Source organism: Rossellomorea sp. NPDC077527 (assembly GCF_044542955.1).
GTDB lineage: Bacteria > Bacillota > Bacilli > Bacillales > Bacillaceae_B > Rossellomorea > Rossellomorea aquimaris_E.
Window position 1 is genome coordinate 12572 of the sequence record NZ_JBITVL010000005.1, and the last position, 22094, is coordinate 34665.

Here is a 22094-nt window from a genome sequence, read left to right on the forward strand (position 1 = left end):
ATGGGGGATTTTGACACATAGCTGGTTCTGTTCTGAAAAGGCAAATCAGCCCTATTCTACGTGTGACTGTGGTAAAAGGTATCTGAACCCTTTGACAATGATTCCATCTCCTGCCGGTTCAAAGTCCGACTCAGGAACGGGGTGAAAGTTCAGCTTACTATATAAAGAAAGAGCATTTTTCATAAATTCTGCTGTATGTAATCCGACCGCCATATACCCCTGCTTAGCTGAGTACTTAATGCAATGGTGCATCAGTTTTCCCCCTATCCCCTTCCCTCTCCATTCCCGGTCGACTGCAAGCATCCTGATCTCTGGATAATCCGGCACACTGGTGGTCCACTCGTACGCTTCCATCTTCCCTGGAAAGAGGACAACACTTCCTACTATCCCTCCATCTATTTCAGCTACAAAAATATCCACTCCGGTCTTTAAGTCGTTTTCAGAAGATAGTGTTCCTTTTAGAGCATTCCAGTGATCTACTGACACTACATCCTTATATTCTTCATAACATACGACTCTCTTAGCCCTTACGATTTCGATCTCATCACGAATCATTTTTCTAATCAGCATGTATTCCATCTCCTTATCATTTTAGGAAAGGAACCGTTCCTCTCCTTTTTTTTCAATCCTGATAAAATCATGTTCATGAATCATTTTCTCTTCAGGCTTAGAAACAGTCATGTGTGACATCACTTCATCAGCCGCGTTCCGATTGCCGTTTTCAAACACACTCTCTAACCCGTTCAGAATCAGATTCATCGATACAACCGTCAAGGCAAAGAACACAATCGGCACGAGTACGATAAATGGGTGGATATAAAGCATCTCGAAATAGTCCCCGATCAACCCCGACCATTCAAACGACAACGTCTTCGGTGGATCCTGCATCGGTGAGAAATCAATGACCGTCCCTCCGAAAAACATTTTCAATAAGCCAAGGTGGGCTAATATGATCAGGATTTGGTTCAGCTGCTGAATAAACAGGATGACGAGCCTCTGAATCAGATGCTTCACTACATGATTGACAATGATTCTGAACGTACCGGCCCCGAGCGTTCTTGAAGCAAGCACGAATTCCGTATTCAGAATTTTCTGTGTTTCTTTACTTATGTACAAGATGACACTCGGCAGGGGCAGCAGAACCAAGATCAACAACTCAAAGGATGCTCTCATATAAAAGGGCTCTGCAAATCCATCGATCGGCATGGATAAGACATTGATGAGGATGAAATATGACATCAGTGTAATGGGAATGACCGAAAAGGTACTGAGAAAATGCTCCATCACGTGAAAGATTTTCGTCAGATATCCACTGAAAAGTGTTCCGATCACAGCTCCAAGTATGATTTGAAGGAATGCAATACACAAGGAGATTCCAATCGTATACTTCGCTCCCTCAATAATGACATTCAGTAAGTCGTTTCCACTAGCATCGGTTCCCAGAGGAAATGCCAGGGATGGCTTGAACGGTGCTGTTTCAACAATCTGTCCGTTTTCATATATAGCTGCCTTCTGTTTGATCCCCCCATCATTCAGAATCGTATTCATCACACTTGCCACAAGTAGCGTGACAATGAAAAGAAATCCAACCATAAAACGCTTATTTTTAAAAAGATTTTTTACCAATCAGGCTCCCCCCTCTTTAATGACCTTCGGGACGAATAACTCATAACACTGAAAGAGAAGGAAGATCGGATAATAAATCAACAGGATCCCCATAAAGAAGACTTCCGGATAAGGATACTGGAGGATGAATGACATGATGCCCGGTATATTGAACAAATACTCAACGATTAATAGATTCGTGAGGAAAAACAGGATGATCGTCTTTGAATAATGAAAGAGTGAGTAAATGGTATTCCTAAGCACATGAACAAAGATCATCCTTCTAAAGGAAAGACCTTTGGCGAGCGCCAGGTTCGTATAACTTTTTGTCAGTTCTTCGAGGATTTGAGATATTAATAGCTTTGTCATGATCATGGTGGGGGTAATACTTAATGACAAGATTGGGAGAAAGATTGCCTGCTCCTCTCCAAAGGATGCAAAGTTAAACAATTGAATATTCGTTTTTTGATACATCCACACGATGAGGATTTGCAATAAGATGATGTAAAAAATATCGGGAATAGCTTGAATATACGTGAAGATCTCTTGGAAAACGATTATGCGCTTTTTCTTTAAATTAACGATAGCGAAGGCGATCACCAGGGAGATCACTAGGGATAAAAGCAACGATCCGCCAACAAGGATCAATGATTCCCTCAGCGGAGCCAGGATAGTGGGAAAGATCGGCCTGAATACGTTCCTGCCTATACTGAATTCAAGATTCTGGAAAGAGGACAGGTTTGAGAAGAGCTCAGCCATCTTCTGAAAATACTGTTTGAAATCGAGTCTGAAATGTTCGAACAGGTATGGGATGCAGCTAATGAATAATATAGCTGTAAAAGACGAGATTATCTTCCATGTGAAAAATAAGATCTTCTTGACGGTAGGCAACTTTACAACTCCTTAAAACAATTTTCCCTTCTACTTTATTTTACCTTTTATTTCCTTTATTTCAATTGTAATTTTGAAGAATACTCCACACAAAAAAACCAGCCTACTTCGTCCCATAGCCTGGTTTAACGATTATTGCTTCCTATTTTTATTTTCTCACATTAGGGACAGGCTTCAATCTCCGATACTTTCGAACTCTAGCTGCTACTAGTTCATTGCTTTCCTTCGCATCTTTTTCAAATAACTCACGCGCTTTTGCATAGATCATAGACACGGTGCTCGCCCTCCTTTTTGTAAAATGTAGTAAACTTTTCCCGATTTTATGTGTTTAAAACCAAATTTCTTTAAAAAAATTTATCTAGATTCTTTTTTCCTACTTTCTATATAAGCCTTTTCCTCTTTAGGTGAAAGTAAATCTGTCGCGATACCAATGTTTCCGTCCTGGATTCTCCAAATCGCATTATGGTCACTCACAGCTTCAGAAAAATCCCCTTGTTTCCATTTGGTCAGGATTTGTTTATACGTCTGTTCATGTTTGTAGTTGTTCACCTCTAATTGCGATAATAAAAACTCGATTCGTTCATCCGTAATCTCAAAGAAGGACCATTTCTCCTCAGCTTTTATCTTCTGATGACTCATGGCATGAATATATTGTTGAATGAGTGTTTCACTTAATGGGGTTTTTACTTTTTCATAAAATGGATTTTCACTCTGGCTAATGTTTCGGGTGGAATCTGTTTCAACTCCTGACGTCGAAACGTCCCCTCCTCCATTTAAAGGGTTTGTTTCTAAGTTTCCTACTGCAATATAGACCCCGATAGCTGTTATCAGCAATACGCTGCACACGATGATTCCGATGCTTTTTCTTTTCATGGTATGCCCCCACCCCTTATATATCTGTTGTTACTTCTTCTATTTTGTATGAGGATAGTCCTACTAAGATTGGGATGTTTCGTGCGGGACACGACTCAATTCCTATTCTTACGGTTTTTCATGTAGAGAGTTCCTTTAGTGTTACCGGTCTTTTGGAGGTTGAGTGATTGTAAAATTAATGTCGCTGTTCGAGTTGAAAATAATTGGAGGAATTTCCTTAGTTCCCCATTGGTGATGGTAGGCTTGATAAGAAGAAAATAATCCTCTATTGCTTGAAGATGTGCCGTTTTGGACAAATGAAGGCAATGGGGGCAAAACCATATTCTCGTTTTCCTGACCATAATCTCTCTGCAAATTTCACATAGGACTCCTTTAATGAGATCGGATTCGGTAAGTTGATAGGTTGGCAGTATCGATGAGTAGTTAACCCTATGCTGATTTAGGAAAAGCCTTTTGATTTTCTTAAGATTGACGACTTCACGGGTGTATAGCGTGTTAAACTTACTGATTTCCCTGACGATGTTTTGGGCATGAATCATCCGATCATATGGCGAAATCCGCTTCTGGCCGGGAGACATTCTCAAAATGGTGGAGGGATTGCTGAAGACGACGAGGAATTCGACAGGAGGACATAGGAGTTTATTATTATGAAACCACTTCTGCAAAAATAGCTTCTGGCGTGTTGCTTGTGCAATGGGATCCGGATAACCGGTCTCAGCCCCGTTAAACTCTTTGGTCAGCTGATTGAATTCGGGATCAATCGTCAAGGTTCCGGAAATGTTTTTTATCTCGATGGGGAGAATGTAATATGGCGTGACGAGCACACTATCCATTTGAAAGGATGTAGGGGCAATGGGCAGTCGTAAATCGTTGAATATCAGATACTGCTTATCCGACAGGAAGCTGAGATGAAAATCGACCGTCTTTTCTCCTTGGTAACCTGCTTTTCTTTTTTTGAGATCTTGTTCGATGAGGGATCTTTTTGGATGGTCGATAGGCTTAAGTCTATTTAGCAGGGCTTCTGTTTGAAGAAGTTTGAGGGGTGATTTTCTTTCTTTCACGAACATGAAATTTGGTCACGCTCCTTTATGGGTTTAATCTAAAGGTATAGTTCTACATATTTGATGGAATTCCTTCTTTTTTGTAGAGTTTTGTAGGTGTGAGGTTTGGGATGGGCTCATTGGGAAGGTCGATTTTCGATCTAGGCTTGCCTTGGTTGGTGAATTCATCCTTTTGTGGCGACTTTTTATCTGGATTTTAGATTATTAATCTTCCCTGGAATTATTTGATCTGCTATTAGATTTATTAATCCGCTTTTTCGATTATTGAACACTTTTGTCGAATTTTCTTTACTCACTCTCTCTTTGACTCCTACCAAACTCTTTAGAGTTGAAACAAATTCGCTTTCGATTCTAAGCTAGGATTCGAATGATACTATTTCTTGTAATTCAAGACGAATTTGGGCTTTAAGATTGTCTGTTTTAGCTGGTATCGGGTTCCGGATTGGCTTGATGGCCGGTTGAGAAAGTAGATTCAGAGCATGGAATGGCCTTCGCCGGATTATTAATCCAATTACGGTGACTTTTAATCCACTTTCGAAATAATTGATCCTCCTGGGAATTATTTAATCCCTTATTTGATTTATTAATCCGCTTTTTTGATTATTGAACACTTTTGTCGAATTTTCTTCACCCTATTTGAGCAGTACCTATTTATACCAGACTTCTGCGAGCTGAAACATCGTCGCTTTCGACTTTAATCTCAGATTCGAATAATGCTATTTCTTATCATTTCAAGACTAGTCTGGGCTTTAAAATTGTCTGTTTTAACGATATAGGATTCTAAATTGGCAAGATGGTCGGTTGAGAAAGTAGACTCGGAGCATGGAATGACCGTCGCACAATAATTAATCCACCTACTCACTTATTGAACACCTATGCCAAATTTTTTCACTCCCACCATTATAAAAACGCCCCACCCTTCCCAGGTAGGACGCTCCTCTCAAACTTAAAATCTCTTATATCCGACAAACTTAGGATTCCAATACGTATTACTCAACTTGGAAATTACGACTCCACTGTCGGACGCGTGAATAAACTCCCCGTTTCCAACGTAGATACCCATATGGCTGATGCCTGTTTTATAGGTGTTTTCGAAGAATACAAGGTCTCCTGCTTTCGGACTTGATACAAAGGACGATTTACTATAGTAGCCTTCTGTGTTCGTACGTGCAATCGATTGTCCCGCCTGGTTGAAGACGTAGTAGATGAAACCGCTGCAGTCGAAGCCGGATGGTGATGTGCCTCCCCATGCGTATGGTGTCCCTACGTATTTCTTCGCGATGTCTACGACGGTTGAAGCTGGTGCCACAGATCCGACGGACGTTCCTTTAATCGTAAGTTTCTGACCAACATAAATGGAATCAGAGGTTAACCCGTTCCAAGACTTGATTGACGAAACACTTACATCATATTTTAATGCGATATGTGACAAGGTATCTCCTGACTGAACCGTATATGTACTTGATCCCGTTGACGAGGTACTCACCCCACTAGAAGAAACGATTAACGTCTGACCTGGGTAAATCACATCACTCGTCAGGTTGTTCCATGATCTTAGTTCCGATACATAGACATCAAATTTCGCCCCGATTTTTGAAAGGTAGTCGCCTGATTGGACGGTGTACGTCTTCGCAGTGGATGGAGCGGATACCTCAAGTACTTGATTCACGTAGATAACATCCGAGCTCAGATTGTTCCACGATTTCAGGTTTGAAACGGTTGTATCATATTTATAAGCAATCAACGAGAGAGAGTCCCCTGATTGTACGCGGTAAGAAGCCGCTTCCGTTGAATTGGCAGCCATGGTCGAGAGTAATGCAGCAGTAGTAAAAGCGATGATTGTTTTTTTCAAAAAAATGTCTCCTTCGTTCATAATGTCGAAATTTGTTGCTTGTCTATTATGGATGAAGGAGATTGAGATTTTAATAGGCTGAAATTCTTATCTGAAGAAAAATCAGGAAAAAACCCCAGTATAATAGCACTTGGTACTTTATGGTCCTGTTTCCAATCAGTGATATAGAATGGTAATCCCAACATAAATATGGTTTTGGTTGGAGTTTGCCTTTACTGATGTCAATGTAAACGTCTACATTTTTCTGTTGACAACTTGTATATACATGAATACAATAAAAGTATATCTTGTATATACAACACCCCGACAAAATGAAAGCGTTTTGACAAAAAGCATGGTTCAAAGCGTTTTTCACATACTATTTAGGGGAATTCCATTAATAGAAATGAAAGCGGGTACAACGCTTTTATGGAAGGTGCCAGGCATCTTTCAATTCCAAGGGAGGGAATTTCATGAGCGTGAAACGTGAAGACGTTCTCGAAATCATTGAAGCGATTGGCGGCAAGGATAATATCCGCACGGCCACGCATTGTGTGACTCGTCTACGGTTGGTATTGAATGACGAGAAAAAGGTTGATAAGGAAAGATTAGAGGCAATTGATCTCGTGAAGGGTTCATTCTCTTCCAACGGTCAGTTCCAGGTTGTCATCGGACAAGGTCTTGTGAATAAAGCATATCAAATTCTGGCGGAGGAAACGGGGATCGAGCAGGCATCGAAGCAGGATGTAAAGGATGCTGCGACTCAGAATCTGAATCCACTGCAGCGCGCGATCAAGGTACTGGCGGATATCTTCATTCCGATCCTGCCGGCGATCGTAACGGCCGGTTTATTGATGGGTCTGAATAATATTCTGACCGGACCCGATATCTTCTTTGAGAAAAAGTCCGTTATCGATGTATATCCCCAATGGGCAGATTTAACGGGCATCATTAATTTAATCGCGAATACCGCGTTCGTGTTCCTGCCGGGGCTCATTGGTTGGTCAGCCGTTAAGCGGTTTGGCGGAAGCCCGCTTCTCGGTATCGTACTCGGTCTGATGCTTGTGCATCCTGACTTATTAAATGCATGGTCTTACGGTTCTGCCGAAGAAATTCCAACATGGAACTTATTCGGTCTTGAAGTCGACAAAATTGGGTATCAAGGACAAGTATTACCGATCTTATTTGCTTCCTTATTATTAGCGAAAATAGAAACGTTTCTGGATAAACGGGTTCACGACTCGATCAAACTACTGGTCGTTGCACCTGTAGCATTGTTGATCACCGGTTTTGCAGCGTTCATCCTGATTGGGCCTGTAACATTCTTCATCGGTAACATGCTGACAGACGGAGTTATCTGGGTGTTCGATCACTTCTCATGGCTTGGCGGTCTCTTATATGGTGGACTATATGCCGTCATGGTTATCACCGGGATGCACCATACGTTCCTAGCGGTGGATTTACAGCTTGTATCGAACGCAGGCGGAACATTCCTGTGGCCGATTCTGGCACTATCCAATATCGCTCAAGGTTCTGCGGCACTCGCCATGATGTTTATAGCGAAAAAAGAAAACGAAAAACTCCGCGGTCTGGCAGGGACCTCTGCCCTCTCCGCTTATCTCGGAATTACTGAACCTGCGATGTTCGGGGTGAACTTACGATATAAATATCCTTTCATCTCAGCGTTGATCGGCTCTGCCATCGGCGGTGTGCTACTGGCGATGACCGGTACAAAAGCCTTCTCCATCGGTGTCGGCGGACTGCCTGGTATCCTGTCCATCAAATCGGAATACTGGCTACCATTTGCCATCGGTATGGTGATTGCCATCGTTGTACCATTCGTCCTGACAATGATCTGGTCGAAATTCAGTAAAAACGAAGTTGTCTAAACAACAGATAAAGAAAAAGTTGCAACAACTTGTATATACAAGTTAAACTAAGGGGGACAAATGAATTCTTACCACTTTCCTGAAAAGGCTAGTGCTGGGGATATTTGTCCCCTTTTTTAGAGGGACGGACCTTCAAATCTGCGGTTTTTGAAGCGTCCTTTCATATTAGAAAAGGGTTTTAGACGAAAAATGGAAGGTCCGTCCCTCCCATAAGACAGACCTCCATGGTAACAAATCGCATTAAATCAATGATTATGTATAAAAGAATCGGCGGATAAGAAGAAAAAGTGAGGTCCGTCCCTCAAAAATATGTGAAGGATGGTGCATGTTCTATGAAGCAGCCTTGGTGGAAGAAGTCGGTTGTGTATCAGATTTATCCGAAGAGTTTTTATGATACGTCGGGGAATGGCGTTGGTGATATTATGGGGATTACGGCGAAGCTGGATTATTTGAAGGAGCTTGGGATTGATGTAGTGTGGCTGACTCCAATATATAAGAGTCCGCAGCGTGATAATGGATATGATATTAGTGATTATTTTAATATTCATGATGAGTACGGGACGATGGAGGATTTTGATGAGCTTCTCGCAGAAGCCCACGAGCGCGGCATCAAGATCATCATGGACATCGTGATCAATCATACGTCCACGGAGAATCAATGGTTCATTGAGTCGCGGAAGTCTAAGGACAATGAATACCGTGACTTCTATATATGGAAGGACGGCAAGCCCGACGATTCCGAACCAACCAACTGGCAATCGAAGTTCGGCGGCAACGCTTGGCAGTATGATGAGGAAACGGGCCAATATTACCTTCACCTCTTTGACGTCACTCAGGCCGATTTGAACTGGGAAAATGATAAAGTAAGAAACAAACTATATGACATGATGCACTTCTGGCTAAAAAAAGGCGTAGATGGTTTCCGTCTGGACGTGATCAATCTCATTTCCAAAAATCAGGGGTTCCCTGATGACGACGGCTCCGTTGCACCTGGAGACGGACGCAAATTTTACACAGACGGCCCTAAAGTACATGACTATATGCAGGAAATGAACAAGGAAGTCTTCTCCCAATACGATATCATGACGGTTGGGGAAATGTCTTCGACTACGATTGATCATTGTATCAAGTATTCTAAGCCAGAACGCAACGAGCTCAGCATGACGTTCAACTTCCACCACTTAAAAGTGGATTATCCGAACGGTGAGAAATGGTCAGTCGCTGACTTTGATTTCCTTAAGCTGAAGGACATCCTGTCTACCTGGCAGCGTGAAATGCACAAAGGCGGCGGCTGGAACGCCCTCTTCTGGTGCAACCACGATCAGCCGCGGATCGTGTCCCGCTATGGTAACGACGGAGATTACCGTAACGAATCAGCGAAGATGCTCGCGACGACAATCCATATGATGCAGGGTACTCCTTATATCTATCAGGGGGAAGAATTCGGGATGACGAATCCGAAATTCACAAGTATCGATGAATACCGTGACGTAGAGTCCATTAATATCTTCAATATTTTAAAAGAGCAAGGAAAATCAGAAGAGGAAATCCTCGAGATCCTCCGTCATAAATCCCGTGACAACTCACGGACACCGGTGCAATGGAACAGTAAAGAGAATGCCGGATTTACTAGTGGCACACCTTGGATCCCTGTTGCGAAAAACTTTAAAGATATCAACGCGGAACAAGCATTGGCAGACGAAAACTCTGTCTTCTATCATTATCAAAAGCTGAACCGCCTCCGCAAGGAATACGACATCATCGTAGATGGTGACTATCAGCTAATTTTGGACGATCACTCTGAAATTTTTGCTTATGTGCGGAATGGTAACGACGAGAAACTTCTTGTGGTGAATAACTTCTATGGACGGGAAACGAAATTTACGTTGCCTGATGAGGTGGACGTGAATGGCTGGACAAGCGAGATTCTTCTCTCTAATTATGATGATTCGGCGAACGTGTACGAGAATGTAACGCTTCGTCCATATGAATCCGTTGTGTACCGAATGACTAAATAAGATAAAATAACGTTTGGGGATTTGCCCTAAACGTTATTTTTTTAGGATTAAAATAGTAAAATATTGGGTGATTAGTTACAGAAACCCATTTAGAGAGGATGCTTATGACCTATCAAACGAAAAGAGCAGTAAAAACAGCGTTATTCCTGTACCCGATCTTAATGGGTATAGGTGGGACCGTTATGTTGGCTGTACTGTTACTATGGACTATCCCTAGAGATCAAATTCCAACCCTCGCCCTCCCTCTATCCATGTTGGGAATTTACATATACGGATCCTGTGCACTTGCATACATATTGCGTATGAAGTATTTTTAAAGGAGAAATCAAGTGAATCCATATTTATCAGTAAAAATGATTCGATTTTCATTATTATTTTTTTCTATCTTCGTAGGTTTAATAGGCACGATCGCATTGCTCGTTTAACTATTCTGGGGGATACCACAGGAGGATCTTCGCTCACAGCTGCCCGCGATACTCATTGTGGCCGCATTCATGTATGGACTTTGTGCAGTGGCTCTTATCATCAGACATTTTTCACGGGAAAAAGTCAGCGGAAAGCAGAAGGATGAGTCGTTTATCCAGAATAAACTACCCACCAAACAGATCTTCCGATCGGGGCTGTTGCTTTTCGCCATCATTACGTTAATCAGCGGCACCTTCTCTCTACTCATAATCATTCTAGATTTTTTCAATGAAGGAGATGTACCCGACCAGTCGTTTATGGCATTAGTGGCTTCAAGTATTTTCAACTACAGTATTGCTACCATATTACTTCTAGTCCGTTCAACGTTTTTTAGGAAGAACGCGAATCTGTAAACCTATATTATTTAACAGTTAACATTTATTCTCTATTATGGGATAATAAAGCTAAAAGGAGTTCCTGCCATGAACGCCACACCAAAAGTTCAAACCTTGTTGCAAGAAATCGAAACAAAACGTATCGAACTTAAATATTTTGCTCTATTCCATGGTTTCTCACATCCCGAAACGGTGAAACTCAGTCAGGAACTTGATGAACTATTCAACCGCTATCAACGATTGAAATAATAAAAAGGCTGCGCGCTAACGCAGCCTTTCTTCTTATTCAGTTGCTCCGTCTTCCCCTTCACTAGCCAAGAAGAAGATCGCTGCAACCTTCCATCCATCCTCTTTCTTATGGAAGACGGTTACTTGCTTACCTGATCTTGTCACTTCCTTATCGCTGTTCGGGTCCTTCGTCGTTGCTTTGATTTCTGCATACACATCCGCTTTCTTACCGGCTGCATAGTTGATGATCTTCACATTATCCACCGAACGCTTCGAATCGACCGAATCAAAGATCTGCTTCACATAGCGCTCTTCATCTTCGTACTTGAAGTTCACCGGTGTCTTCGAGATAACACTCATGTATGAATCGAAATCTTCTTCGTTAAAGGCATTGATATATTGATCAAAGGCTGCGTTGATCGCCGTCTTTTCTTCTTCCGGGATCCCTTCCGCTTCCTCAAGTGCGCTCGCGTCTTCTACGACCTGGGTCATCTGGTTCAAGGATGCCGCTTCATCTGTCGCAGGGTCTTCTTTCGGGCTGACCTCTTCTGTCTTGGCTGTATCTTTCTCTTCTTTCTTCTCTTCGTCTGCCCCACAAGCACCTAGTAACAACGTGCTCATGCCAATTCCCAACATGATTTTCTTCCAATGATGTTTCGACAATGCTCTTCACCCTTTTCTAAAATTTGCACTATCTCCATTCTATTGAAAATATTCACAACACTCAAGTTGAATCTCATTTCTTCCTACTAATTATGGTAAAATAATAGCAGGTGATATTATGACGAAGAGTAATAAATACAAACAAATCTTTGAAGATCTCTCTGAAAAAATCCAAAATGGTACCTATACAGCAAATTCGATCCTTCCTTCGGAGAACGAGCTGACGGTCATTTATAGCACTTCTCGTGAGACTATTCGTAAAGCGCTTACATTACTCGCGCAAAAAGGATTCATCCAAAAGCTGCGTGGAAAGGGCTCCCTCGTGCTTGATGTGTCACGTATGAGCTTTCCGATTTCCGGGCTTGTCAGCTTCAAAGAGCTGCAGACTTCCATGGGACGGGATCATATCGAGACATTCGTCCACGACTTTGGGTTGGTTCTGGCTGAAGATATGGTCGCTACTCAACTTGAGGCCCCTCGTGACGCCGAAGTATGGAAAGTCATCCGCTCCCGTAAAATCGGTGGTGAACGGATCATTCTTGATAAATCTTACTTTCTGAAAGAACAGGTCCCGTTGCTGACGAAAGAAATCTGCGAGAACTCCATTTATGAGTATCTCGAAGGTGAGCTTCATTTGCCCATCGATTTTGCCAAAAAAGAGATTGTTGTGGAAGAATGTACGGATGAGGACCGGGAGTATCTTGATTTGAATGACTATGATCATGTAGTGGTCGTAAAGAATTATGTCCATTTAAAGGATGCGACTTTATTTGAGTATACGGAATCGCGACATCGATTGGATATGTTCCGGTTTGTTGATTTTGCACGGAGAAAGCATTAGGGTTGGTTCCACTTCCTGGTTTGGGGAGTGGATTTTTTTGTTGGGGATTTTTAATGGTCAACTTAGATTCGCTTTAATTATAAAGAAAATTCGACATAGACGTTGAATTAGTGAAAAAGAGGTTCAATTATTCTAATAAGGGATTAATAAATTTTAAATTGGATTAATACCCGAGACGAAGGATCAATTCTCCCCTAAACAGGGTTAATAATAAAACGAGGCAACTCCAACCTCCATTTACCCTTCTTCTTAGACGCGCCGGCAGCTACTTTGATCCAGAAATCAGTTAAATACTTCATAAAACACTTCAAAATGGGTTATCCCCCCACCCAAACGAAAAAACAGCCCTCCTAAAAGAAGGGCTGCTCTCTCAACAACAAATTAACAATACTCTATATAGCAACCGGTACTTATCGTACTTCCACCCAGCCATTCTTAATCGCAGTCACCACTGCTTGGGTACGGTCGTTCACGTTCATTTTTTGAAGTATGTTACTTACATGATTTTTAACAGTTTTTTCACTGATGTATAAGCCTTCACCGATACCGCGGTTACTCTTACCGTCAGCAAGCATTTGCAGTACTTCACACTCGCGGCGAGTTAATAGGTGAAGTGGGCGGCGAACTTCGGATTGCTGGAATCCACCTGAGTTTTGGGCATTTGCCAGGCGCTTGTATTCTGCAACCAGGTTGTGCGTCACTTTAGGATGGACGTATGATCCGCCTTCAGCAACAATCTTAACCGCATCTACCAGGGCGTCTGAGTCCATTTCTTTTAACAGATAACCCAGTGCACCTGTTTTCAGCGCATGGTTCACATAGTTTTCGTCATCGTGAATGGATAGGATGATGACTTTCGTATCAGGGTATTTGTCCATTAATTCACGAGTCGCTTCCACGCCGTTTGTCTCAGGCATGTTAATATCCATAAGAACAACATCGGGTTCATGTGTTTCCACCAGGTTCATTGCTTCTGAACCGTCATCACCTTCCGCTACTACGTTGAATGAAGGTTCGAACTCGAGAATTCGTTTAACCCCTTCTCTGAAAAGCTGATGATCGTCAATGATAACAATATTTGTTGCCATGTCTTTCGCCTCCCTAAACCTTGGAAAATTTACTTATTAAGCGGAACATGAATAAGGATCACTGTTCCTGCTCCTACTTTTGAGTCAATCGTGATGTCTCCTTCGAGAAGGTCGACACGCTCTTTCATCCCCATGATGCCAAAGGATCCTTTTTTCTGTGTATCTTTGTCGAATCCTTTGCCGTTGTCTTTGACGACAACTATTATTTGGTCTTTCTTTACTTCTACTTTAACTTGAATATGTGTAGCTTCTGCGTGCTTAAGGGCATTCTGGACACTTTCTTGTACCAACCGGAACAGAGCGACTTCGAATTTAGAAGGAAGTCTGATATCGAGGCCCATATTCACAAATTGAATCGAGGTCTCCTGATTATACTCTTCGATGGTACTCAAGTATTTTTTGAGGGTCGGTATCAACCCAAGGTCGTCGAGCGCCATTGGTCTGAGATCATAAATGATGCGGCGGACCTCATAAAGGGCTGAGCGGACCATCCGTTTGAGATCGCGGATTTCCCTGATGGCGTCATCTGTGTTTTTCTCCCGGAACACTCGTTCAATCAAATCCGAGCGAATCATTACATTGGCCATCATTTGTGCAGGGCCGTCATGAATTTCACGGGATAAGCGTTTCCGCTCATCTTCCTGGGCTTCAATGATCTTGAGTCCGAAATCCTGACGCTGCTTCGCGTCTTCTAACGCCTCATTGACCTGCCTTAAGTCACTATTTAAGTAATTGAGAACGACCGATATCTGTGAACAAAGATTCTCTGCCCGTTCAATCGTGTCCCCGAGTGATTGCAAGCGTCTTTCCAGTTCATCCCTGCGATCCCGAAGCTGCTTTTCATGTTGCCTGTTCATGGATAGCTTCATCTGCAGGTCATGAGCTTTCTCGTACGCTTCTCTTACCTGGTCTTCTGAATAGGTTTGAAAATGCTTGCTGACTTCAGAAAGCCTGAGTCGTGCAAACTTGGATTTCTGCTGGAGATCATCTCCCTCATCAATCACCCTTAAGACCATTTCTTTCACTTCTAATAATTCTTTCATTAAATCTTCATAATCAGTTCGACATTGCTCGCCAATCTGGAAGATTTCATCCTTACTTTCGTCAACCGTATCGACCATCTTTTTCAGGATGCTATCTAACATCTTGGTGTCTATTTTTTTTAGTGACACGGTACACCCCTCTTTTGTTCCACAATAGTAGTCCACCTAGAAAACTATCCTTGTATAGTAATAATCGGTCCAATAAGCTTTGACCACGATGATTCCATCATGTCCATAGACCCACTGTTCATCTATAATAGATAGTACCTATTATCATTTCAATGGAAAGTCACTGAAATCCTTTATTCATCTAGGCATATTCCTATGTAATACTTCTACCAAGGGATCAATCGCTCCAGGTATGAAAGAAAATGAATGGGAATTTTATAGACCATTCGGCTTCCTCCTAAGAGCTTTGGAACAACTGAAGTATTACTTTCAGCGTCCATTATACCATGTCACATATTGTCGGAGATTAAAGTTTGATTACATTGTATTACCATTATTTCATGTAGAGCCATTTTTTACCTGACAATATACCCCACCTAGTTCCCAAATTGTGCATTCTTCATCATTTTTAGATATAGTAAGATTAGGATATAAGCGCGTATTTTGTCGTAATTTTCGACAACGGAGAAGGGAGAATGCAGTTTGTTACATCACTATAATACCGTGAAGGGTTACGGAGAACATGAAATTTCGATTGAACGATCTAGATTCATCGCATATGTAAATCGAGTGGAAACCGAAGAAGATGCACAGGAATTCATTGCTTCTATTAAGAAGAAGCATCATGATGCCAATCATAACTGCTCTGCCTATATGATCGGGGAGAATAACTTGATACAGAAAGCCAATGACGACGGGGAGCCGAGTGGGACTGCGGGTGTTCCCATGCTTGAGGTGTTAAAGAAGCGGGACCTTAAAGATACGGTTGTCGTCGTCACACGCTATTTCGGCGGGATTAAACTAGGTGCCGGCGGGTTGATCCGTGCCTATGGGCGTGCCACTTCAGAGGGGCTGAATGCCACGGGTATAGTAGAGAGACGTTTGATGCGGGTAATGAAAACGAAGATTGATTATACATGGCTTGGAAAGGTTGAGAATGAGGTGAGGTCTTCTCACTATCTGCTTAAAGAAATCCATTACCTCGATTCAGTAGAAGTGGACGTTTACGTAGAGGAAGCCGCCAAACATCAATTCTCCGACTGGATGACCGAACTCACCAACGGACAAGGAGATATATCAGAAGGAAACGTCGAGTATCTAGAGAATCCTTTAGCACAGTAATGTGATGAGGGACGGACCTTCATCTTGAAGGTCCGTCCCTCACTGATATGTTTGTAATGAAATTTTCATTTTCGGTTATCTAAATAATGTAGTAGAATAAGGTTTGGACAGTTGAGAAAAATAGAAAAATGGTCTTATTACTCGTATTTTACTTAGGTATATAAAGGAGTTTTTAAATACAATGTCAATTGATCGATATCGGATAAAGAAAGAGCGAAGTCGTAAACGCAGAAAAAGAATTTTATTTTTTATTTTAGTACCTTTACTAATCATTGCTTTTTCAGCTGCCAGTTATGGTGCAGTCTTATATAAGAAAGCAGAAACCGTTCTGAATGGTTCTTTTGAAAAAATCGATGGACGTGAAAAATCAGATCTTAGAGAAGAGAAAGTTGATCCGAATATAGACAATGTCTCCATCTTATTCATTGGAGTGGATGAGAGTGAAAAACGTAATTTTGGAAGTAACACTCGATCTGACGCACTCATGCTTGCTACACTTAATAATGATACAAAATCAGTGAAGCTTGTCAGCATCCCTCGTGACTCGTATACGTATATCCCTGAGGTAGGGTATAAAACAAAAATAAATCACGCACATGCTTTCGGAGGTCCGAAAGCCACGATTGAAACAGTCGAAGAATTATTTAATCTCCCTGTGGATTACTATGTGAAAATGAACTTCAATGCGTTTATTGATGTTGTCGATGCTCTTGAAGGTATCGAAGTGGACGTGCCTTATGAAATGGAGGAACAAAACTCTGAAGATGAACAGGGTGCTATCCATTTAGAGGAAGGTCTGCAATCTTTAGACGGTGAACAAGCATTGGCTTTCGCCAGAACGAGAAAAGCGGACAGTGATATTGAAAGAGGAAAAAGACAGCAGGAAATCATGAAGGCAATTATGGAGAAGGCTGTTTCTACTAAAGGCGTTTCCAAGTATGATGAAGTCATGGAAGCAATCGGGGATAATATGTCAACTGACATTCCTTTCTCTGAAATGAAATCGTTTATCCGCTACGGGACAAGCGGTAAGATCAACGTTGAATCCCTTTCACTTCAAGGTGAAGATAGCTATATAGATGGGGTATATTATTACCAACTGGATGAACCTTCACTTGAAGAGGTCACCGGCAAACTGAAGAACCATCTTCAACTTAGTAAAAATGAATCGGATACGGATGTTGCGGATTCAACTGAATAATATAAAAAAGATCGGACTGTAAAGTTCGATCTTTTTTGTTTGTTAATTTTATACAGACCACCCTGAATAGTAAGCAGAAATCAACCACTACCCGCTCTTTCAAAAACAGCTTTTATTTCAGCTATTATTCCTTCTCGCTTTCAAAAATTTCATCAAAGGTCGATGTTCGGCCCCAATTAGTCCAATATTTTCTACCAACAACTGAATGATGAGCAGCATGACAACGGAGAAGATAATGGATCCCCAGACGGTTGACTGGGAGAAAATCAATGCGGCCATTCCAAATATGGCTGCTATGGCGTAGATGATCAATACCGTTTGTTTATGGGAATAGCCCATTCTCAGCAAACAATGATGAAGATGAGATTTATCCGGCGCAGATAACGGCTGCTTATTAAGAAATCGTCTAATGATTGCATAAAAAGTATCTGATATTGGCACTCCTAATATAATGACCGGAATGATTAAAGATACGACGGTAATATTCTTAAACCCAAGCAAAGCAAGGACCGATATCATATATCCTAGAAATAGGGCACCTGTATCCCCCATAAAGATTTTGGCAGGATAAAAATTGTAAAAAAGAAATCCTAATGTGCTAACTAGGAGCAAAGCAGCGATGATGGCAACATAGGTATTCCCCATAATGATCGCCATGCCCGCTATGGTAATCAAGGCTATGGAAGAAACGCCGGCTGCCAGTCCATCAAGACCATCAATTAAATTGATGGCATTTGTTACTCCGACAATCCAGACGATGGTCAACGGTATGCTCATAATACCGAACTCAATCTTCCCTCCAAAAGGAAGGTTGATGAATTCCACTTGAGCGCCGCCCCATACAACAACGAGAAGGGCCGCAACCAATTGTCCAGCCAGCTTCATTTTGGCCGACAATTCGACCATGTCATCCAGGACACCCGTTAAAATGATCACAGCCGCCCCGGCCATGATAGCCATGGAATAAATATTATATGGCTGCAGAATAATAACTCCTATCAGGAAGCTGAGAAATATGGCCAGCCCTCCTAATCGAGGCATGATCTTCTGATGCACTTTGCGTTTATTCGGCCGGTCGGTCGCCCCAATCCTGAAAGCAAGCTTCTTCACCAGAGGAGTCAGGAGTATGGAAGCTATAAAGCATATCAATAAGGTTACATAAATCATGGTGTACCCCCTTACAAATATCATATCCAATTTCAGCACTTTTCAATTTGTTAAATTATCACTAACGTAACCAATTTTTGAATAAAGGTTTTCAATCCGTAATCTATTAAAATGAAACTTAATCCTTAGTTTCCTATATTAGTAATACCCACATACTATGGGACGACAAACCCATTTAAAAAGTTGCATAATTTTACTAATTTCTGAAGTCTGTAGTCTTTTTTCCTTAATTTTGATAAAATTAGTGAATGATGACGCACGTTATCGAATGTTAAGGAGAGAAAAGCTCACATGTTAAATCTACTAAAAAAATCGACGGATCAATCTCAAAGAAGATTGAAAAAATATTCTAAACAAGTAGAACAGATCAACCAATTGGAAGATCGTTTTGCTGACTATTCGGATGAAGAATTGAAAGACATGACCTTCCAGTTCAAACAACAGCTGGAATCGGGAAAAAAGATATCAGATATTACCAATGAGGCTTTTGCCGTGGTACGCGAAGCATCGAAACGCGTTCTTGGCATGAGGCACTATGATGTTCAATTGATTGGCGGGCTTGTCCTGGCTGAAGGAAATATTTCAGAAATGGCAACCGGTGAAGGAAAAACCCTTGTCGCCTCCCTTTCTGCTTACCTTCGTGCCCTTGAAGGCAAAGGGGTCCACGTCATCACGGTGAATGAATACCTCGCCAAACGTGACCGGGAACAAATTGGTTCAATTCATGAATTCCTGGGACTGACGGTTGGTTTAAATGTACCGATGATGGATCCGGTTCAGAAAAAGAACGCTTACCAATGTGATATTACTTATGGTGTCGGTGTCGAGTTCGGGTTTGATTTCCTAAGGGATAATATGGCGCGGGATCCTCGGGATAAAGCTCAGAGGCCGTATCACTACGCTATCATTGATGAAATCGACAGCGTGTTGATTGACGAAGCCAAGACCCCTCTCATCATTGCAGGAAAGATGAAAGCAAGTGCGGATCTTCATTACATAGCAGCAAAATTGGCCAAACGTTTTCAAAAAGATGTCGACTATGATTTTGACGATGAAACGAAGGCTACAAGTTTGACGGATACAGGAATCGAAAAAGTGGAAAAAGCGTTTGGTGTCGATAACCTATATGAACTGGAACATCAGACCCTCTTCCATTATGTGATTCAAGCCGTCCGTGCCCATGTCATGTTCGAGCGGGATGTTGATTATATCGTACATGAAGGAAAAGTCCAGCTGGTTGATATGTTCACAGGTCGGATCATGGATGGAAGGACGTTAAGTGACGGTCTTCATCAAGCCATCGAAGCGAAAGAAGGCCTGGAGATCACCGAAGAGAATAAAACACAGGCTCAAATCACGATCCAAAACTATTACCGGATGTACCCTATCCTTTCCGGGATGACCGGAACGGCGAAAACCGAGGAAAAAGAATTCAAAGAAGTCTACAATATGCAGGTCGTTTCCATCCCTACCAACCGCCCGAAAATCAGGGTCGATATGCAGGATCGGGTATATCAAACGTCGGAACAAAAATATGCCGCTGTCCTGAAAGAAGTACAGGAAAGACATCGCAGCGGACAGCCGATCCTTATCGGGACCACTTCCATTCTTCAATCGGAGAAAGTAGCCAACGTATTGGATAAGGCTAATTTACAGTATGAGTTATTAAACGCAAAAAGCGTCGAACAGGAAGTCCAACTCATTTCCGGTGCCGGACAAAAGGGTCAGATCACAATCGCAACCAATATGGCCGGACGGGGAACCGATATCATTCTCGGTGAACAGGTGGATGAGCTTGGAGGATTATTCGTCCTGGGAACAGAGAAGCACGAAAGCAGACGGATCGATAATCAGCTCCGTGGCCGATCAGGACGTCAAGGTGATCCCGGTGCAAGTCAATTCTTCATTTCCCTTGAAGACGATATGTTCCGACGTTTTGCCAAGGATGATCTGGAAAAACTCGAGAAAAAAATCAAAACGAATGAAGATGGCCTCGTTACGACTAAGGGCATCCATGAAATGGTTGAACGGACACAGCGCATCGTAGAAGGTGCAAACTACTCCATGCGTGAGTATAACTTAAAACTTGATGATGTCATCAACGAGCAGCGGAACGTCATGTACACATTGAGAGAAAAGGCAATGAAAAAAGAAGACCTGCTTCAGCTGGTGAAAAAAATGATTCAAGACACCTATGATAATGTGCTTCAAGACACGTGCCCTGAAGAGCTTCCCCCTGAAGAATGGAAGGTCGACAGATTAAGCCTGACACTTAATGAGTTAGTAATGGAAAGCATGACTTTCCCTACTGAAGTGGAAGAACGGTCGCAGTTAGAGGATGTCATTAAGCCTGCTCTCGCCAATACACTGGAGTTCATTGAAGGTACCGAAGAAAATGACCGAGTGAATCGATCTCTGTCCTCAATCATGATTACATTGATCGACCAGCAATGGATCAAACATATCGAGAACATGACCCGCTTGAAAGAAGGAATCGGTCTGAGATCTTATCAACAGGAAGATCCTATGAGGATCTACGCAAGAGAAGGATTGGAATTATTCACAGATATGTATCATTCATTGGAAAGAAGCATCTCGATTGCTTCAATGGATATATTAAAAAGTTTGCATCAGGAGTCATTAACAGAAAAGGAGTGATAGCATGTTTACATTCTTCAAGAAGAAGAAAGCAGAAGATATAAAAAGAACAGGTAAAGACAGCGCTATATCCTCTGATGCATTGCTTGAGGGTAACCTTGAAGGTTCAAAAGAAGAAGAAGTGATGACAGAGCTTTCATTTCATCCAAGCTGGAATCTTCCTAAGGAAAAAGAATACGTATTCCGGTTTCTCAACAATGATCTTGATCCACTGAAACCAAACCAGATCTCACTTGCCGGAGTTGACCTGGAGCGCGAAAATGATGCGATTCAAGTGACAGCTTTCTTACGGAATAGCCTTCAAAAAGAAATAGGTCTTGGTACAGTTGAACTATTACTCTTGGATGAAGATCAAACGCTGATTGCCAGCAAGGAATTTGATTTATCCGAACTAGGAAAGATTCCTGCCGAGAGCAGTCGCCCCTGGATGTTCGTCTTTGAAAAAAACACCATTCAAAAAGAACAAATCCCAGCAGAAGGTTGGTCACTGGCATTCAACGTCACCTCCATGCAGCCGAACCGTTTAGAGCTTGAGGATTCATGGGAACAACAGTTACCTCAGGAAGATAAAGAACAGTTAAAAGCCCTTGTCTCCAATCTTCCAAAACCGAAGCCAAAGGAAATAAATTTGATGGGCATACAGGCCCGCTTTAATGAAAATGGAGATTTATCGACAACGATCCTTATCCGGAACGGTAATCATAAATCGCTATCCATTCAGCAGCTTCCACTTCAAGTGTTTGATGCTGAACAGGAGCTGGTGGCTCAGGGAGCGTTTTCGCTGAATGATCTTACGGTCAATGCGAATACGTCCAAGCCTTGGACGTTCGTGTTTCCTAAGGACATGGTGAAGAAGGAGAAGCCTGATTTGTCTAAGTGGTCGGTTAGGCCGGTGCAGAATAGTTAAAACTATAAAAGCGGTGAGAGAATCCATGCTCTCACCGCTT

Annotated in this window: 20 protein-coding genes; 9 read left to right on the forward strand and 11 right to left on the reverse strand. The window is 42.0% G+C overall.

Features of this window, described 5'->3' with window-relative positions; translation table 11 throughout:
* Positions 1-51 precede the first annotated feature (51 nt).
* The 7 genes from ACIGG7_RS17130 to ACIGG7_RS17160 all read right to left on the reverse strand — a co-directional run bounded on the left by ACIGG7_RS17130 (position 52) and on the right by ACIGG7_RS17160 (position 6282).
* Positions 52-570: a GNAT family N-acetyltransferase gene (locus ACIGG7_RS17130; protein ID WP_397550379.1), complete on the reverse strand. Its 519-nt coding sequence runs from the start codon at positions 568-570 to the stop codon at positions 52-54.
* Positions 571-591: 21 nt separating this feature from the next.
* On the reverse strand, positions 592-1626 hold the full coding sequence (locus ACIGG7_RS17135; protein ID WP_397550380.1) for an ABC transporter permease: 1035 nt from the start codon (positions 1624-1626) through the stop codon (positions 592-594).
* Positions 1627-2496, reverse strand: coding sequence for an ABC transporter permease subunit (locus ACIGG7_RS17140; protein WP_397550381.1), 870 nt, complete (start codon positions 2494-2496; stop codon positions 1627-1629).
* A 148-nt stretch (positions 2497-2644) separates the two neighbouring features.
* Positions 2645-2770, reverse strand: a complete 126-nt coding sequence (locus ACIGG7_RS17145) for a hypothetical protein (RefSeq protein WP_397550382.1) — start codon at positions 2768-2770, stop codon at positions 2645-2647.
* An 80-nt stretch (positions 2771-2850) separates the two neighbouring features.
* Positions 2851-3369: a DUF6241 domain-containing protein gene (locus ACIGG7_RS17150; RefSeq protein ID WP_397550383.1), complete on the reverse strand. Its 519-nt coding sequence runs from the start codon at positions 3367-3369 to the stop codon at positions 2851-2853.
* 95 nt (positions 3370-3464) lie between these two features.
* Positions 3465-4436 (reverse strand): nuclease-related domain-containing protein, encoded by a 972-nt coding sequence (locus ACIGG7_RS17155; protein WP_397550384.1) that lies wholly within the window; start codon positions 4434-4436, stop codon positions 3465-3467.
* A gap of 940 nt (positions 4437-5376) precedes the next feature.
* Entirely contained in the window at positions 5377-6282 is a 906-nt protein-coding gene (locus ACIGG7_RS17160) for a C40 family peptidase (protein ID WP_397550385.1), read from the reverse strand.
* A gap of 452 nt (positions 6283-6734) precedes the next feature.
* Between ACIGG7_RS17160 and treP the strand changes: the two genes are divergently transcribed.
* From treP to ACIGG7_RS17180, 4 genes are all read left to right on the forward strand, one after another.
* Positions 6735-8150, forward strand: a complete 1416-nt coding sequence (gene treP, locus ACIGG7_RS17165; protein ID WP_397550386.1) for a PTS system trehalose-specific EIIBC component — start codon at positions 6735-6737, stop codon at positions 8148-8150.
* Positions 8151-8482: 332 nt separating this feature from the next.
* Positions 8483-10168, forward strand: a complete 1686-nt coding sequence (gene treC / locus ACIGG7_RS17170; RefSeq protein WP_397550387.1) for an alpha,alpha-phosphotrehalase — start codon at positions 8483-8485, stop codon at positions 10166-10168.
* A gap of 494 nt (positions 10169-10662) precedes the next feature.
* Positions 10663-10986 (forward strand): hypothetical protein, encoded by a 324-nt coding sequence (locus ACIGG7_RS17175; protein ID WP_397550388.1) that lies wholly within the window; start codon positions 10663-10665, stop codon positions 10984-10986.
* A 69-nt stretch (positions 10987-11055) separates the two neighbouring features.
* Complete coding sequence (locus ACIGG7_RS17180) at positions 11056-11217, forward strand: aspartyl-phosphate phosphatase Spo0E family protein (RefSeq protein WP_397550389.1); 162 nt, start codon at positions 11056-11058, stop codon at positions 11215-11217.
* 33 nt (positions 11218-11250) lie between these two features.
* Here the strand turns inward: ACIGG7_RS17180 and ACIGG7_RS17185 are convergent, their stop codons facing one another.
* Entirely contained in the window at positions 11251-11859 is a 609-nt protein-coding gene (locus tag ACIGG7_RS17185) for a nuclear transport factor 2 family protein (RefSeq protein ID WP_397550390.1), read from the reverse strand.
* A gap of 118 nt (positions 11860-11977) precedes the next feature.
* Here ACIGG7_RS17185 and treR point away from each other — a divergent pair, with 118 nt between their 5' ends.
* Positions 11978-12700: a trehalose operon repressor gene (treR, locus tag ACIGG7_RS17190; RefSeq protein WP_397550391.1), complete on the forward strand. Its 723-nt coding sequence runs from the start codon at positions 11978-11980 to the stop codon at positions 12698-12700.
* 410 nt (positions 12701-13110) lie between these two features.
* Here the strand turns inward: treR and ACIGG7_RS17195 are convergent, their stop codons facing one another.
* Positions 13111-13788 (reverse strand): response regulator, encoded by a 678-nt coding sequence (locus tag ACIGG7_RS17195; protein ID WP_061810718.1) that lies wholly within the window; start codon positions 13786-13788, stop codon positions 13111-13113.
* A 29-nt stretch (positions 13789-13817) separates the two neighbouring features.
* Positions 13818-14960: a sensor histidine kinase gene (locus ACIGG7_RS17200; protein ID WP_397550392.1), complete on the reverse strand. Its 1143-nt coding sequence runs from the start codon at positions 14958-14960 to the stop codon at positions 13818-13820.
* Positions 14961-15482: 522 nt separating this feature from the next.
* Here ACIGG7_RS17200 and ACIGG7_RS17205 point away from each other — a divergent pair.
* Positions 15483-16121, forward strand: a complete 639-nt coding sequence (locus ACIGG7_RS17205) for a YigZ family protein (protein WP_397550393.1) — start codon at positions 15483-15485, stop codon at positions 16119-16121.
* A gap of 181 nt (positions 16122-16302) precedes the next feature.
* Positions 16303-17322, forward strand: a complete 1020-nt coding sequence (locus ACIGG7_RS17210) for an LCP family protein (RefSeq protein ID WP_397550394.1) — start codon at positions 16303-16305, stop codon at positions 17320-17322.
* 117 nt (positions 17323-17439) lie between these two features.
* Here the strand turns inward: ACIGG7_RS17210 and ACIGG7_RS17215 are convergent, their stop codons facing one another.
* Positions 17440-18489, reverse strand: coding sequence for a glycosyltransferase family 4 protein (locus ACIGG7_RS17215; protein ID WP_397550395.1), 1050 nt, complete (start codon positions 18487-18489; stop codon positions 17440-17442).
* Between the two features lie 291 nt (positions 18490-18780).
* On the opposite strand from ACIGG7_RS17215, the gene secA2 reads away from it, so the two are divergent.
* Positions 18781-21147 carry an accessory Sec system translocase SecA2 gene (gene secA2, locus ACIGG7_RS17220; RefSeq protein WP_397550396.1) on the forward strand — a complete coding sequence of 789 codons (2367 nt, stop codon included), beginning with the start codon at positions 18781-18783 and terminating at the stop codon, positions 21145-21147.
* Between the two features lie 4 nt (positions 21148-21151).
* A complete protein-coding gene (locus ACIGG7_RS17225) occupies positions 21152-22054 on the forward strand; it encodes an accessory Sec system S-layer assembly protein (RefSeq protein ID WP_397550397.1) in 903 nt (300 codons plus the stop codon).
* Positions 22055-22094 lie beyond the last annotated feature (40 nt).

Coding starts and splice junctions, on each gene's coding strand:
- ACIGG7_RS17155 (WP_397550384.1), bottom strand. CDS start 4,436: ATGTTCGTGAAAGAAAGAAAATCACCCCTCAAACTTCTTCAAACAGAA.
- treP (WP_397550386.1), top strand. CDS start 6,735: ATGAGCGTGAAACGTGAAGACGTTCTCGAAATCATTGAAGCGATTGGC.
- ACIGG7_RS17215 (WP_397550395.1), bottom strand. CDS start 18,489: ATGATTTATGTAACCTTATTGATATGCTTTATAGCTTCCATACTCCTG.
- treC (WP_397550387.1), top strand. CDS start 8,483: ATGAAGCAGCCTTGGTGGAAGAAGTCGGTTGTGTATCAGATTTATCCG.
- ACIGG7_RS17210 (WP_397550394.1), top strand. CDS start 16,303: ATGTCAATTGATCGATATCGGATAAAGAAAGAGCGAAGTCGTAAACGC.
- ACIGG7_RS17130 (WP_397550379.1), bottom strand. CDS start 570: ATGCTGATTAGAAAAATGATTCGTGATGAGATCGAAATCGTAAGGGCT.
- secA2 (WP_397550396.1), top strand. CDS start 18,781: ATGTTAAATCTACTAAAAAAATCGACGGATCAATCTCAAAGAAGATTG.
- ACIGG7_RS17150 (WP_397550383.1), bottom strand. CDS start 3,369: ATGAAAAGAAAAAGCATCGGAATCATCGTGTGCAGCGTATTGCTGATA.
- ACIGG7_RS17180 (WP_397550389.1), top strand. CDS start 11,056: ATGAACGCCACACCAAAAGTTCAAACCTTGTTGCAAGAAATCGAAACA.
- treR (WP_397550391.1), top strand. CDS start 11,978: ATGACGAAGAGTAATAAATACAAACAAATCTTTGAAGATCTCTCTGAA.
- ACIGG7_RS17175 (WP_397550388.1), top strand. CDS start 10,663: ATGTATGGACTTTGTGCAGTGGCTCTTATCATCAGACATTTTTCACGG.
- ACIGG7_RS17225 (WP_397550397.1), top strand. CDS start 21,152: ATGTTTACATTCTTCAAGAAGAAGAAAGCAGAAGATATAAAAAGAACA.
- ACIGG7_RS17195 (WP_061810718.1), bottom strand. CDS start 13,788: ATGGCAACAAATATTGTTATCATTGACGATCATCAGCTTTTCAGAGAA.